The sequence below is a fragment of the Larkinella sp. VNQ87 genome, assembly GCF_049445795.1.
Classification (GTDB): domain Bacteria; phylum Bacteroidota; class Bacteroidia; order Cytophagales; family Spirosomataceae; genus Larkinella.
Genome location: NZ_JBMSDT010000004.1, coordinates 110,799 through 125,144, shown reverse-complemented (window position 1 = coordinate 125,144; position 14,346 = coordinate 110,799). Strand labels below are relative to the sequence as shown.

Here is a 14,346-nt window from a genome sequence, read left to right as displayed (position 1 = left end):
TTGGTTTGTGTCAACAAACACGAGCCATGCGTCTTCTTCTTCGGAATATACTGCTGATGGTCGGGCTGCTCTGGGCGGTTCTGTTCCGGGTTACTCCGGCCCTGGCCGGGATGCTGGCTCCGATCCAGGCTGTTCAGAAGGCAACCGTTAAACCGGATACCAAAACGACGGCGGTTTCCACCGAGTCGGCCTACGGTTGGGTCCAGGACGAAGAAGAGCAATCCCATTCAGTCATCGATTCGGAGTTGCTGCCCGTTGGGGCAACTACCTGGCTACTGGGCCTCCTGGCGGTGGTGCTGTCCTTACCCCTTCTGTTAATTTTTCCGCGAAACCCAACTTCGGTTTCACGTCCGTATTACCTGCTTTACTGCTCACTGCGCATCCCGGAGGCCTAACCATCCGGCGATCTATGCTGTCCTTTGCTCCGCCAATCGGCAAACTCTTCTCTTAAAACAGACAAACCATACACCATGAAAAGGATACTTCTTTTCGTGCTTGGATGCTTCGTAGGCAATCCGTTGGTATCGCTGGCCCAAAGCGATACGCTCCGGCTCACCCTGGCCCAGGCCGATGCCCAGTTCCATCAGAACAACCTGCAACTGATGGCAACCAAACTGGGCGTTGATGAAAACAAAGCCTATGAGTATCAGGCTAAGCTCTGGAATAACCCGAGCCTTTACGTCGAACAAATGCCGTATAACGCGCAGACGATGGAGGTAATGCCCCTGCGCCAACGGAATTCGGAACAGGTGGTGCAGGTACAGCAACTGCTGCTGTTGGCCGACAAACGGAACAAACAACTGGCGATGGCACGCACCGGCACTGAACTCGCCAACGACCGATTTTATGACCTGCTCCGGACCCTCAATTACCAGCTCCGAACGACGTTTTACGACCTCTATTATGCGCAACAGGCGCTCTCGGTCTACGAACAGGAAATCGGCACGCTTCAGCAAACCGTTACGCTCTTTCAGCAGCAGTACGACAAAGGCAACATTGCGCTCAAAGACCTGACCCGGCTGAAAGCGTACCTGTTCAACCTGACCACCGAACGCCAGCAATTGCTCCGGAAACTGACCGACGACCAGGCCGATCTGGCCGTATTACTGAATGCCAGCCCTTCTGTGACCTTCCAACCCGTGCTGGAAAATATCTCGGCCCTTCAGCCTGCCGTCGGTCAACTCAACCTGAACGATCTCTACAAACTGGCGGAAGAAAACCGCTACGACCTGAAAGCCTTTCGCGATCAGGCCATCCAGGAAAAACAGAACCTGAGCTTGCAGAAAGCGATGGCCGTTCCGGACTTGTCGCTCCAGGCCACGTACGACCGCAATGCGGGCTACATTCCGAATTACGTGGGGGTGGGCGTCGGGATCAACCTGCCGGTTTTCAACAAAAACCAGGGCAACATCCGGGCCGCTGCCGTGCGGGTTCAAAGCAGCCAGCAGGCTACCGATGCCTACACGATTCAGGTGGAAAGTGACGTTCGGCGGGCGTTCCAGAAGGTGCAGCAAACCGATCAGCTCTACCGCACCTTCGATCAGCAGTTCAACGGCGACTTTGGCCGGCTTATCCAGGGCGTCACGACCAATTACCGCAAGCAAAACATCGATGTGGTTGAATTTCTGGACTTTTTCGACTCCTACAAATCCAGCCAGATTCAATACAACCAACTGCAAAACGACCGAATGCAGAGTCTGGAAGAACTCAATTTCGCCGTCGGCACCAACCTGTTCACCAAGTAATTCACGGTTTTAAACCGTACCATCATGAAAACGAATCATCTCTTAAAACCATTGAAACCGTTGCGGATCGGGATTGCAAATCCCAATCCTAACTGCCGCGAATCTGTGATTCGCAATCTCCTTTCGACGTTCACTTTCCCAATCCTTCTGCTGGCTGGCCTATCCGGCTGCCAATCCTCAGCAACGCCCGGAAATACCGGTGACGACGTGACGCAGCAAAAAGTGAACCTGCTGGCAACGGCTAAAATTGATACCGCCCGCCTATTGCCGGTGAACAACGAGTTGAATCTCACCGGAAAAATCACCTTCAACCAGGACAAGGTCGTGAAGGTGTTTCCGCTGGTGGGTGGCCATATCGAAGAAGTCAAAACCGACCTCGGCGACTACGTCAAACGCGGCCAAACGCTGGCCGTGATTCGCTCCGGCGACATGGCCGACCTCGAACAACAGGCGATTTCGGCCAAAGGGCAACTGGCCGTGGCCCGCAAAAACGTGCAGGTGACGGAAGACATGTCGCAGGCCGGTCTGGCCGCGCAGAAAGACCTGATTGCTGCCCGTGAACAAATGCAGGCGGCTCAGGGCGAAGTGAACCGGGTGGCCGAACGGAAAAGCATCCTGGGCGGTTCCGGTTCGATCTACGTTGTGAAGGCACCGGTAGACGGTTTTGTGGTCGAAAAGAACGCATCACAAGGCATGGAACTCCGCTCGGACGATCCCGAAAACCTGTTTACGATCTCCAACCTCGACCAGGTTTGGGTACTCGCCAATGTCTACGAATCGGACCTGGCGAACATCAAAGAAGGCTACGACGCCAGCATCACGACACTTTCGTACCCCGACCGGGTGTTCAAAGGCCGGATCGACAAGATTTTCAACGTGCTCGATCCCGAAAGCAAAACCATGAAGGTGCGGGTCACGCTTCTGAACCGAAACGTCGGACCGGCGGATTTTCTCCTGAAACCGGAAATGTTTGCCAACGTGCGGGTCGAGTACGCGGGTCATGACCAGCGCGTGGGCATTCCGGCCAAAGCCATCGTGTTCGACAAAAGCCGGAATTTCGTCGTGGCCGTCAATTCGCGCAACCAGCCGGTCGTCCGCGAGGTCGATCTCTTCAAAACCATCGGCGACATCGCCTACCTCAACAGCGGCCTCAAACCCGGTGACCGCGTGGTGAAGCAGAATCAGTTGCTGATTTACAATGCGTTGGGAAACTAATTTTGAATGAGTGAATGATAGAATGACTGAATTCAGGAACAATTAGCGGAGCTTATTCACTCATTCAAAATTCGCTCATTCACTCATTGAACAGGCCATGAACAAGTTCATCAAAAATATCATCTCGTTCTCGCTGAAGAATCGGTTTTTTATCTTCTTCCTGACGGCCCTGGCCGTGGTAGCGGGTTTGATCAGCTACCAGAACACCCCGATTGAAGCCTTTCCGGACGTCACCAACACGCAGATTACGATCATCACGCAATGGCCGGGCCGGAGTGCCGAAGAAATCGAAAAGTTTGTCACGATTCCGATTGAAATCGGATTGAATTCCGTCCAGAAAAAAACCGACATCCGGTCCACCACGCTGTTTGGTTTATCGGTGGTCAAAGTGATGTTTGAAGATGGCGTCGATGATGCGTTCGCCCGCCAGCAGGTCAATAATTTGCTCGGCAACGTCGATATTCCGGACGGCATCAAACCGGACGTGCAACCGCCCTACGGCCCGACTGGCGAGATTTTCCGCTACACCCTCAAAAGCACAACCCGCACCAGCCGTGAACTGAAAACCTTGCAGGACTGGGTGATCGAACGCCAACTGAAAAGCGTGCCGGGCGTCGCCGACGTGGTCAGTTTCGGGGGTGAAGCCAAAACGTACGAGATTTCGGTCGATCCGCGCCGGTTGCTGGATTACGGCATTACCCCGCTCCAACTCTATCAGGCTGTCGCTAATTCTAACGTCAACGTGGGCGGGGATGTGATTGAGAAAAACGCGGAAGCGTACGTGGTGCGTGGCATTGGTTTGCTCAAAAACAGCCAGGACATCGGCAACATCATCATCAAAAACGCCAACGGAACGCCCATCATGGTCCGCAACGTCGCCCAGGTGTCGGAATCAGCGTTGCCAAGGCTAGGTCAGGCCGGCCTGACGCGGCCCGGACGCGACAACCAGAACGATGTGGTAGAATGCATCGTGGTGATGCGGAAAGGCGAAAACCCGAGCGAAGTCATTGAAAATGTGAAGGCGAAGATCAGCGAACTGAATACCCGCATCCTGCCGTCCGATGTGCAGATCGACACGTTCTACAACCGCGAGACGCTGATCCATTTCGCCACGCATACGGTTACCCACAACCTGATTGAAGGGCTGGTGTTTGTGACGGTTATCGTTTTCCTGTTCATGGCCGACTGGCGGACCACGGTGACGGTTTCGATTATCATTCCGCTGGCCCTGTTATTTGCCTTCATCTGCCTGCGACTGAAAGGAATGTCGGCCAACCTGCTCTCGATGGGTGCCATCGACTTCGGGATCATCGTGGACGGCGCGGTGGTGATGGTGGAAGGGATTTTCGTCACGCTGGACGACTTGGCGATCCAGAACGGGATGTCGAAATTCAACAAACTCGCCAAACTCGGCGTCCTGCGGAAAACCGGCACGGAGATGGGCAAGGCCATTTTTTTCTCCAAACTGATCATTATCACCTGCTTGATTCCGATTTTCTCGTTCCAGAAAGTGGAAGGAAAAATGTTTTCCCCGCTGGCCTGGACACTGGGTTTCGCGCTACTGGGCGCCTTGCTGTTCACGCTGACGCTGGTGCCGGTGTTGGCGAGTTTTCTGCTGAAAACGAACGTTCGCGAAAAACACAATCCGGTCGTTGAATTCATCACCCGCAACGCAACGAAAGCGTTCGGCTTCACGTTTGCCCACAAAAAACTGAGTCTGCTGGTCGCGGCCGGTTTGGTGATTGTCGGAGTGTCCGGTTTCAAACTGTTAGGCACGGAGTTTCTGCCCGAACTGGATGAAGGCTCAATTTACGTTCGGGCCAGCATGCCGATGAGCATTTCTCTGCCCGAATCCGTCAAGCTGACCACGCAGATGCGGCACGTTTTTGAACAGTTTCCCGAAGTGAAAGGCGTGATTTCGCAAACCGGTCGCCCGAACGACGGCACCGACCCTACCGGTTTTTACAACATTGAGTTTCTGGTCAGCATCTTTCCGAAAGAAGACTGGAAGAGTGGAATTTCAAAAGCGCAGTTGATCAGCCAGATGCAGAAAAAGCTGGCGGTCTTTCCGGGCGTCGATTTCGGGTTTTCGCAACCCATCATGGACAACGTGGCCGAAGCGGTTTCGGGCGTCAAAGGCTCGATTGCGGTCAAAGTCTACGGACCGGATCTGTACACGCTCGAACGCAAATCCACCGAAATTCAGAAGCAACTAGCGACGGTTCGAGGCATTACCGACCTGGGCGTAATCCGCAACATTGGCCAGCCGGAATTACGGATCGAGCTGGACGAACGGAAGTTAGCGCTCTACGGCGTCGATAAAGCCAACGCCCAGACCGTGGTCGAAATGGCGATCGGTGGCAAAGCCGCCACCCAGATTTACGAGGGTGAACGGAAATTTGACCTGCGGATTCGGTACGACGAACCGTTCCGGTCCAACGAAGCCGAAATTGGGAACCTGATGGTGCCGACGAACAACGGTTCGCAGATTCCGATCAAGGAAATTGCCAAAATTTATACCCAAACCGGCCCCATTCTGATTTACCGCGAAGGCAACCAACGCTATGGGGCCGTGAAATTCTCGGTTCGGGGCCGCGACATGGGCGGGGCCGTCGCCGAGGCCCAACAGAAAGTGACCGCCAACGTGAAACTGCCGCAGGGTTACACCCTCAAATGGGCCGGTGATTTTGAAAACCAGCAACGGGCCACCGCCCGGCTGGAACAGGTGGTTCCGCTGAGTTTGCTCGGTATTTTCTTCATCCTGTTTGTCCTGTTTGGCAACGTGAAAGACGCCGGGCTGGTGTTGTTCAATGTGCCGTTTGCGATCATCGGCGGCATTGCGGCCCTGCTCGTCACGCACGTCAATTTCAGCATTTCGGCGGGGATCGGCTTCATTGCCCTGTTCGGAATTTGTATCCAAAATGGGGTCATTCTGATCTCGGTTTTCAAGAAAAACCTGCACAACCAGCTCAGTCTGAACGAATCCATCCGCCTAGGCGTGATTTCGCGGGTGCGACCGGTAGTGATGACAGCTCTGATGGCAGCCATTGGGTTGATCCCGGCGGCCGTTTCCACCGGAATTGGTTCGGAAACCTCCAAACCGCTCGCTATTGTCGTGATTGGCGGATTGATTACGGCCACCTTCCTGACACTTTTCATCTTTCCGCTGGTGTTTTACGTCTTTTACCGGCCGAAAACGCTGGCGTCCGTTTAAAAAGATTATGATAATGTTTTAAGAGAATCGGTACAGGCCCGCCAACTTTGGCGGGTTTTGTCTTGCTGGTATGAAAGCACTCCTGATCCTTTGCGGGCTGATTTGGATGAAAACCGAACTGGTCTGGTCGCAGGCCATCGCGACGCAACTGCCGACGGATTCCGTTTCAGCCCCTTCTCGAAAGGCGGTTCGCTGGACCGTTAATCTCGATTTTCGGAATTCATTCATCAACCGACAGCCGGTCAACGTCTGGGGCGTCAACACCGGTATTGTGCTTGGCCCCAAACGACACCAGATCACGCTGGGCTATTATTGGCTGTCGTATAGCTCCTACCTGCGGCTGATCAACTGGCACCGCAACGCGGCCCGACGGTTGAATCTGGAGTATTACACGAAAACCGACATGGCCTACGGCAGTCTGCTCTTTTGGCCGAACGTGATCAACAACCGGCGGTGGATGGTCAGCTTTCCAGTTGAAATGGGCGCGGGAAAAGCCTCGGCAGCCCGGACTGATCTCCAAACGGATACACTACGGGGTTGGGCGCACTGGGATTTTTTCATGCCGGTTCAGATTGGCGCTTACGGACAATGGAAAGCGACCCGCTGGCTGGGCTTGAGTGCCCAGATTGGTTACCGCCATTCGATATTCCAAACTAACGTCAACGAGCACTACGACGGAACGTATTACAGCTTCGGAACGGTCATTTACCCGGAGTTCTTCAAAGATCTATGGAACTATGTCCGGCACAAAAAATGGCCGGATGCCTCGTTGTTGAGCCCTCCGGCAACGCCTTGAATAGATAGGGTGAGGTTACCAAGACAAATCCCCGACGAAGGCCGGGGATTGTACGAAATAAAACCAATTATTACAAAACACATAAGCACACCGTGCTTATATTCTTACAAAAGTACTCTCGGATGAAATACTCCCCTACTTAAAATCGCCGAATGCCTGTATTATATCGATGAATGACCGTATGTGGCTGCTGAATTCGCCACAATAACTTCCCAACAAGCGTTTCTATCTCGTCAGATCAGGTTCAAAATCAATTTAGCGAACTAATACTTCCTGACGCTACCTACTCTTTTCAGTGTGTTATTCACAGGAAAATCATGGAGTGCCCCCCCGGCAAAACCAATTGGACTATAGGTTGTCCAACACCTTGATGAACTAGCAACTTGGCTTCAACCGAAGGACGCTACCCGGTAATAATCTGTTACCGTTCCATACTCAATGGTTCATCTTAAAATTGATTACCCTCCTTTATTGCCTTTGTCTGACGGCTCTGCTGGCCTTGGTATGGTACTGGCTGGCCGGAAAGTCGCCAATCATCCCAAAGTTTCGCATAAAAAAGGGCTGATCATTATGGTCTCATTGCCCCTAGAGCCCCTCTTTCCAGTCTGCTTTCTGTCAGATACGCGCTGTTTTTAAACTCAACCCCGAACCATTCGATACATCGTGGGCACTTTCTACCCTAATGCGGGCTGACGGTTTTTCTACCTTTTTCAACTGGGAAAAACCTGTATTTTAAATTATACTTTTTTAGCAAAAAGGTGTGATATGTTAGCAATCACCATTGAATTGTAAACCATATTTATAATTTGCCAAAAATTGAGTAAAAATACTGAAACGTGTACATCCAATGCTGACTACCCTGTTCCCCTTCCTACGAAAAAACCGCCTAAAAAAAGCGCTTTCTGAAGCCCAAAAACGACAGTTTACAAGTTTATTAGATGCAACTCGTGCTTGTAATCGACTATTTTCCAGTGGTAAAGATTACTCAGTCATCAAACATCAACATGACGACATATTCTGGGTCGTACGAACGAAATATGTCCAGGTGCTTGTTGAGGCTGGCCATCTTGAACTAAATCCCTATAAAAAGACGCCAGTTCCGCGTATGAATTCCTGAGTTGCCGAAAGTGCAGCCCAGTTGGGTATAGCTACGATCGTCGCCTTGCCTCCGTTCATTTTTTCAAATTTATTGTCTGATAATTTTTGAATAAATAAAACCATTTTGTCCCGGTAACCGTAAATACTTTTGATGGAGAGATATTTCGATATTGCTCCGTTATCAAGTACATACACACAAACTGGACAATCCCGGCAAATTTTGCCGGGATTGTTTTATTTCGCCGGTTTAGTACTGCTCCTATAAGGCGTAGTTCCAAACGTAAAGAATAGTGTATGTATTTTTTGCCTTACACATTGATAATCAATTAGTTAGTTTTTTGCCCGAAAATGTTCCAAACGTAAAGTTTAAGGGCTGGTTAAATCCCATTTAAAAACTGGCGGTTGGCACCAGGCACCAGACAGGCAAAAAATGAAGAGATATTGAAGAATATGAGGGAGTGGGGGCGATTAACCCGGCGTTTAAACCTACCTTAGCGGCTGATCAAGTACAAGTTACGGTGGGTACGGAATCCCTGCTCCATATCGAGAGCAGGGATTTTTTGAGTCAATCCATGCCCCATTTGAGCAGGGCACCAGTTTCAGGATCAATATCAGCCCAGGCACGGTTGGTTATAACTCCACCAAAGGCATTTTTACCCCGGTAGGTCATCTTGGCACGAATAGTCTTTTTCATGTCCCAAACGTTAGTCGAGACGTGTTCAAAGCTGTCAGGGTCATTCATTTTCGATTTGATGGCATCAACAAATCCACTGTGAGACCCATCAAAAACCGAAAAGTGGCTTTCTACCACCTCTTTCCGGTTTTTTGGCGCATTTGAGCTTGAATTTGGACTTTCAGGCAATTTAGAGTTTGGCATCAAGATTCCGGCCACTAGGAAGGCCAAAAGTGCCCCTACCACTCTCACGGATTTTCGTTTTTCTGGAGCCAAATTCACTTTGTCGAGTAGCTGATTGGCTGTCGGAGGGAAAACAAGCAGCGTGGCAAGCAGAAAACATAATCCCGCACCTGGATTGACCAAAAATAGGCCCGCCGTGGGAAAAATTAATAAAATCCCCAAAATGTAGCCCCAAATCGAATGCTTTCGGGGCTTTAAGGCAATATCTTCAGATTTCATAATTGCTATTTACGCTAGGTTGATCAGAGATTACTGCGATTTAAGCGGCTTCATCGCCACGTATGATAGATAGTGTGGGTTGCGGTTCCTTCAGAAGCGCAATTTCTCTCCTTAGCTCCCTAAGAGCCTTTGTGTTACGGTTGATAGCAAGTAGTAGCTTCCTCGCGTGAGGGTCAGTTTGCTCTTGTTGTTGGTGTACATTTACATGAAGATGAATGGGTAAATCTTGGCTCATACACATTTCAGGTGTTGTCTATATACTGCATAAACAAACCTAAGAAAAATACCCATATACGCATAAGAAATGTGCTCCTAATTTTTACGTTTGGAAATAGGCGGACATTTGGGCGGACAATTAGGCGGACATGTGTGATTGGAAAAGTTCTATTTATTATTGATCAGCTTTTCGTACAATTCAATGGTTTTTCGCAGTGCAACAATGGTTTCTTCTTTTGCCTGAAGTAGCTTGTCACATTCTTCAGTAGATACTAAATTATTTTGGCCGCTACCTACAGAAACTAACTGACGCTGGTTGTGTCCCCTGGCAATTTGCTTTGTATTTACCCCAAAATCACTAGGGTCACCGGTGCCCCGAAACAGATATTCGGCATTAACTGAAGGGTACTTTTGAAGTATCCATTCAATTAATTGAGTGTTGGGCTTCGTTTTTCCCTGGCGAATATTTGTTATAGTTCCTTCCGAAACTCCCGATTCTTTGGCAAGCTGGTAGCCACTCACCCCGATTGTGTCCAACACTTTTAGGAACCTTTGATTCAAATTCTCCATAAAAAAACACCAAAAAATTTTAGTACTTTAAAAAATTGTAGTATACTTGCTGTGTCACTGTATTATGACAAATAAAATGACAACAGCACAGGAAGTCAAACGGCATCTACGTAACGGCGACATCGCAAAGGTTGCAACCCTGCTAAAGATGAAGCCCAATACCGTGTCTCAGATCATGCGTAGACCTACTTCGGGGAAACATAAAGAGGTGCTTAGGATAGCCAGAAAAGTGGCAAAATCCAATATACGGCTAGGTTTAAGCGTCTAACAACTCCATTGTGAAGCAGGTATCTGACATTTGGTACATTGAGTTTGAAGAACTCACTATGGCTTGCGGAATCAACGCTGAAACCGTCGAAAAAGGCTATAGAAGGGGTTCTACTCAGTGGCAAGCGATTTCTGACCCTGACGACCGTCGCCGTCGGTTAATTCGCTATGACTCGATGGCGGAAAAATACAAAGCAATCGTTCGGCGGGTGATTTGCGCCGGTTTGGAACCTGAGGAATATCATACGCAAAAAAAAGTTACCCTTTTGAGCGAACGGTATTCGCTGGAGGAACTGTTGAAGGAAGCTTGTGAGTCGGGATACCTCCGGTATACGGGCCTGTATCGGGTGAAAAGTGGCAGTGATCGGGAGCAGAAACGCACGATCAAAGCCCTTGCCAGGGCTGCGGCTGTGGTCGAAACCATCGGGAGTTATTATGAGGGGTTAGACTGGCGGGATTATGGTCCGATTGAAAAGGCGCTGGCCTGGTTGGAGGGCGAATACGATTACTATTTTCCGAAAGGATGCCAATACCTACCGAAGTCCGGTATACGCTTGAAAGAAGCGGTTTTACAGCGGTTTGTCGGGCCGAAAGAGCCAGGCAAGCCCCGCGAAAACAACCCGCTACCAATTTCCGAGGTAATCAGGCTCCCGCGCGCGGGTAATGATAACCGTGATAAGTTCAGCAACGACCGCGAATTGCTGTCCTGGGTGGTTCAGGCCCGGATGGATAACCGGAATTGGACGGCGCGGGACATCGCCCGGAAGGTGCAGGAGGTGTGCCGGATCACTGGCAAGAAAGCACCGTCTGAATCCTGGGTGGCTCAACTGCTTTGTGAGCCGAAAATACAGCAACTCACAACCGGGCGTTGGGGTCACGAGGGCGGAAAAGCGGCCATGTACCAGCATTACATTGCGGTAAATAGGGCCATGTACGCGGGGGATTGCTGGCAGATCGACGCTACCCGCATCAATTTCATCGAACACAAGGCGTTCGACCGGAACGCCGGACCGGGCAAAGGGTCACAATTCCTGTTTATCGTCGCTATTCGGGACGTTTACAGCGGGCATGTCGTTGGGGTTGATTTCGGGGTGACGGAAAACCGGTGGACGTATATCAACGCGCTCCGGATGGCCGCACGGACGACGGGCTATTTGCCCCATACGCTCGTTCATGACCGTTTTCCGGGCCATTTGGCAGACGAAATGCAAATCGTCCTGGGCAAAATGGAGAGCAAAGGCGTGAAGCTGGTTTGCACCCACAAGGCCACCGGCAAAGCATCGCTGGAGCGTTGGTTCGACACCCTGCAAACGGTGTTTTTAAGCCAATCCCGGTACTACTACGGTCAGGGCATCCGCTCGACCCGCGATTTTGCGCACCGGGCACCGGAGTATTTAGACCGGCTCCGGAAGGAAGCGAAACAGGAAGGTTTCAATTTTGACCAGGCATGGCAAGAAGCCTGGCGGTGTGTGCAGTCGTATTGCCAAACGCCGGTCGGGTACTACTCGAAAAAGCATCCCGATCTCCAGGTGTCACCGGAGCAGCTTCATGAGCAGTCCGAGAAGCCGCACGTATATCAGTTAGCGTTATGGGACGAAGCCGCCTTGTTCTGGCTGGAAAAACAAGTTACGATTTCGCGCAACCAGGTCATGATTACGGTCCACAAACAGGACCATATCTATCAGATTTTCGACACGCAAATCCTGTACAGCTACTCGAAAAAGAAGGTTTCGGTACGCTACGACGAAACCGACCTGAGCAAAGTCATGCTGTTTGTGCCTGGCTCTGATTTCTTCATTGCGGAACTGAAAGAAACCAAGGCGGTAACGCTCTACGGACCTGACGGCAATCACGATCATTTGGCGGCTCGAACAGCCAAAATCAAGCGGTTTGAGCAGGAAAAACAGAGCGATTTGCAGGTGATTTTGGAGGATACGCGGGACATTACCCTGTTGTTGGGTCGTCATGCGTCGAAGGCTGACCAGATTGACGCGGAGAGCCAGGCTACCAAGATTTTGTACGGCCAAATGGGTACGAAAGAGGTGGTCAAAACCGTAAAATCGCCCCCCACAAAACCGGTCGATTTCGACATTGACCCCTCGGATTTTGCCCGTAACCAATACTGAACACCCACTATACGCCATGAATGTAAACTACGGATTCACACTTCAGGAGGTTTTCTCCCATTTCAACCGGGGCACCCTCCGGTATCTCGAAACGGATCGACTCCGGGACATGCAAGACCTGCTACTCTGGCAGATCGACGCGGTAGAGGAATACATCTATCAGACTGAAGGCGAAAAAGTGTGCCTGGTCGATGTCGCTGAAAGTCTCCGGTTATTCCGGCGCATTTCAGACGAAATCGCTACGATCCTGACGGCGGAATTCTACGCTTTAAAAGCCGCTTAAACGCCCTATAAACGCTAACTAACCAAATAAGCTATATGATTACCAATACGCACAAAAAGGACATTGCCGACCTGCTCTTGGCCGATTACGGGCTGTTGGGCGGCTGGCAACGGGTTGCCACGAAAGTGGGGGCCAATGTGGCGACGGTTAGCCACAACATGCTCAAGCCGGAAAACTGGCACCAGGTCAGTGATACGATGTGGGCTAAGGTAGCCGGGAAACTGGGTTACAAAATTACCCAAAGTGAGTGGGTGTACGTCGAGACGACGAACAGCCGGATTATTAAGCAGGTTCTCAGTGACGCTCAAAATGATTGCCTGTTTATCGCCATCAGCGAAAAGGCCGGATCGGGCAAATCGTCCAGCATCCGGGCATACAAAGCCCAGGACGCCAACAATTCGGTGATCGTTTTCGAGTGCCGGGACTGGAGTCGCCATGTTTTTTACCTGAAACTGGCCGAAGCAATGGGGGTTCATATGCCCAAATTCGGAATGCACCACATCAAAACGGATCAGCTTTTCGACCTGATTGTGAAGTTCCTAAAAACGATGGTGGCGACGAAACGTCCCCTATTGATCCTGGACGAAGCCGACAAGCTGCATGCCAACGCCCTGACCTTTTTGGTGCCTTTGTACAATGAACTGAAGGGTGAAATCGGAGTAGTGATTGCCGGTACCGAGAACCTGGAAAAGCAAATCAAACGCGGTGTTCGCCTGGCGAAAAAAGGGTATGACGAAGTGGATTCGCGGTTGGGGCGGTCGTTCGTTCACCTGGTTGGTACCACCCAGTCGGACGTGATCAACATCTGCCGGGCCAATGGGATCGACCGGGACCAGGCTCTAACGATTTGGCAGGAACTGGAAACCGAGCAACGGCAGGTAAATGGCCGGTTTATGGAGGTGGTTGTCGATTTACGTCGGCTGGAGCGCATCATCAAGCGGGTACAGAAGCGGCAGGGAGCAGAAATACAACTACCGGTTGAGGAGGCCGTTGCCGCATGAAAAAGAGCCAATATTCCAAAGAAGTCCTGGACAAAGTAGCGGAAATCTACTCGCTGTGTCTCCAGATCAACGCCCTGGGCAAATTCACTACTTTCTACTCATACCTGGGTCATGCGAATTGCCTGGATGTCACTGTGCAGCTTACAGCGGGGGTAGATGATGAGTCTGATGCTGTGACAGTGTACGACACCATGACTGGCCCTAACCCTAACAACTATCTGGCACTTGACATGCCGTATTCAGTCGCTCGACTCAATAAGTGTATCGAACGCTTGAAAGAACTCCGCAACCTGAGCATCCCGGAAGCCCAAATCAACCTGACCTATGATTACTGAGCAAGACATCCGGGACGCCGGTTTCGTCCCCTACCAGTACGTGCAGGTAAGCAACCGGATCAACCGTGAAACCGGGCGGTATGACCGGAAGGTGGTCGTCCTGGATAACGTTTTCGTTCATCCCAACACCTCTCTGACGTCGGATATGACCATGCCGCAAGGCCCATTCATTCAGGCGTACAAGTCCTATCAGCTTGAAATGAAGAAAGGACGCATCGAAACCGGCGACTCCGGGAAGGTCACGTTTGAAGGCCGCCACGGGGCGCTGGGCTTCCCGATCAAGACGGTAGACCAGCTTGCAAAATTCAAAGCCTACATCGAAACACCCACAATTATCTAACCATG

The 14,346-nt window shown here is 51.0% G+C and carries 12 protein-coding genes; 10 read left to right on the top strand and 2 right to left on the bottom strand.

Annotated elements, in window-relative coordinates; genetic code table 11:
- Window positions 1–26 precede the first annotated feature (26 nt).
- The 5 genes from ACO2Q8_RS07990 (at window position 27) to ACO2Q8_RS07970 (ending at window position 6,970) form a co-directional block, all read left to right on the top strand.
- Window positions 27–395 carry a hypothetical protein gene (locus ACO2Q8_RS07990; protein WP_423344264.1) on the top strand — a complete coding sequence of 123 codons (369 nt, stop codon included), beginning with the start codon at window positions 27–29 and terminating at the stop codon, window positions 393–395.
- A gap of 75 nt (window positions 396–470) precedes the next feature.
- Complete coding sequence (locus ACO2Q8_RS07985; protein ID WP_423344263.1) at window positions 471–1,745, top strand: TolC family protein; 1,275 nt, start codon at window positions 471–473, stop codon at window positions 1,743–1,745.
- A gap of 24 nt (window positions 1,746–1,769) precedes the next feature.
- Entirely contained in the window at window positions 1,770–2,960 is a 1,191-nt protein-coding gene (locus ACO2Q8_RS07980) for an efflux RND transporter periplasmic adaptor subunit (RefSeq protein WP_423344262.1), read from the top strand.
- Window positions 2,961–3,057: 97 nt separating this feature from the next.
- A complete protein-coding gene (locus tag ACO2Q8_RS07975; RefSeq protein WP_423344261.1) occupies window positions 3,058–6,174 on the top strand; it encodes an efflux RND transporter permease subunit in 3,117 nt (1,038 codons plus the stop codon).
- Window positions 6,175–6,244: 70 nt separating this feature from the next.
- Window positions 6,245–6,970 carry a hypothetical protein gene (locus ACO2Q8_RS07970; protein ID WP_423344260.1) on the top strand — a complete coding sequence of 242 codons (726 nt, stop codon included), beginning with the start codon at window positions 6,245–6,247 and terminating at the stop codon, window positions 6,968–6,970.
- Window positions 6,971–8,633: 1,663 nt separating this feature from the next.
- Here ACO2Q8_RS07970 and ACO2Q8_RS07965 read toward each other — a convergent pair.
- Together ACO2Q8_RS07965 and ACO2Q8_RS07960 are read right to left on the bottom strand one after the other, a co-directional pair.
- A complete protein-coding gene (locus ACO2Q8_RS07965; protein ID WP_423344259.1) occupies window positions 8,634–9,203 on the bottom strand; it encodes a hypothetical protein in 570 nt (189 codons plus the stop codon).
- Window positions 9,204–9,587: 384 nt separating this feature from the next.
- The gene (locus tag ACO2Q8_RS07960; protein WP_423344258.1) at window positions 9,588–9,989 is read right to left on the bottom strand and encodes a hypothetical protein; all 402 of its coding nucleotides are present in this window, start codon (window positions 9,987–9,989) and stop codon (window positions 9,588–9,590) included.
- A 278-nt stretch (window positions 9,990–10,267) separates the two neighbouring features.
- Between ACO2Q8_RS07960 and ACO2Q8_RS07955 the strand changes: the two genes are divergently transcribed.
- From ACO2Q8_RS07955 to ACO2Q8_RS07935, 5 genes are read left to right on the top strand one after another with little or no spacing between them, the layout of a single operon-like run.
- Window positions 10,268–12,382: a hypothetical protein gene (locus ACO2Q8_RS07955; RefSeq protein ID WP_423344257.1), complete on the top strand. Its 2,115-nt coding sequence runs from the start codon at window positions 10,268–10,270 to the stop codon at window positions 12,380–12,382.
- A gap of 16 nt (window positions 12,383–12,398) precedes the next feature.
- Entirely contained in the window at window positions 12,399–12,665 is a 267-nt protein-coding gene (locus ACO2Q8_RS07950) for a hypothetical protein (RefSeq protein ID WP_423344256.1), read from the top strand.
- Between the two features lie 35 nt (window positions 12,666–12,700).
- Window positions 12,701–13,666 (top strand): AAA family ATPase, encoded by a 966-nt coding sequence (locus ACO2Q8_RS07945; RefSeq protein WP_423344255.1) that lies wholly within the window; start codon window positions 12,701–12,703, stop codon window positions 13,664–13,666.
- Window positions 13,663–14,001 carry a hypothetical protein gene (locus ACO2Q8_RS07940; RefSeq protein WP_423344254.1) on the top strand — a complete coding sequence of 113 codons (339 nt, stop codon included), beginning with the start codon at window positions 13,663–13,665 and terminating at the stop codon, window positions 13,999–14,001. Before ACO2Q8_RS07945 ends, ACO2Q8_RS07940 begins: the two co-directional genes overlap by 4 nt.
- Window positions 13,991–14,341 (top strand): hypothetical protein, encoded by a 351-nt coding sequence (locus ACO2Q8_RS07935; protein ID WP_423344253.1) that lies wholly within the window; start codon window positions 13,991–13,993, stop codon window positions 14,339–14,341. The genes ACO2Q8_RS07940 and ACO2Q8_RS07935 overlap by 11 nt, the downstream gene beginning before the upstream one ends.
- The last annotated feature ends 5 nt before the right edge of the window (window positions 14,342–14,346 follow it).

Bases quoted from the DNA above. Each gene is read 5' to 3' on its own strand.
- ACO2Q8_RS07960 (WP_423344258.1), bottom strand. From the start codon at position 9,989: ATGGAGAATTTGAATCAAAGGTTCCTAAAAGTGTTGGACACAATCGGG.
- ACO2Q8_RS07950 (WP_423344256.1), top strand. From the start codon at position 12,399: ATGAATGTAAACTACGGATTCACACTTCAGGAGGTTTTCTCCCATTTC.
- ACO2Q8_RS07965 (WP_423344259.1), bottom strand. From the start codon at position 9,203: ATGAAATCTGAAGATATTGCCTTAAAGCCCCGAAAGCATTCGATTTGG.
- ACO2Q8_RS07940 (WP_423344254.1), top strand. From the start codon at position 13,663: ATGAAAAAGAGCCAATATTCCAAAGAAGTCCTGGACAAAGTAGCGGAA.
- ACO2Q8_RS07935 (WP_423344253.1), top strand. From the start codon at position 13,991: ATGATTACTGAGCAAGACATCCGGGACGCCGGTTTCGTCCCCTACCAG.
- ACO2Q8_RS07990 (WP_423344264.1), top strand. From the start codon at position 27: ATGCGTCTTCTTCTTCGGAATATACTGCTGATGGTCGGGCTGCTCTGG.
- ACO2Q8_RS07975 (WP_423344261.1), top strand. From the start codon at position 3,058: ATGAACAAGTTCATCAAAAATATCATCTCGTTCTCGCTGAAGAATCGG.
- ACO2Q8_RS07980 (WP_423344262.1), top strand. From the start codon at position 1,770: ATGAAAACGAATCATCTCTTAAAACCATTGAAACCGTTGCGGATCGGG.
- ACO2Q8_RS07945 (WP_423344255.1), top strand. From the start codon at position 12,701: ATGATTACCAATACGCACAAAAAGGACATTGCCGACCTGCTCTTGGCC.
- ACO2Q8_RS07970 (WP_423344260.1), top strand. From the start codon at position 6,245: ATGAAAGCACTCCTGATCCTTTGCGGGCTGATTTGGATGAAAACCGAA.
- ACO2Q8_RS07985 (WP_423344263.1), top strand. From the start codon at position 471: ATGAAAAGGATACTTCTTTTCGTGCTTGGATGCTTCGTAGGCAATCCG.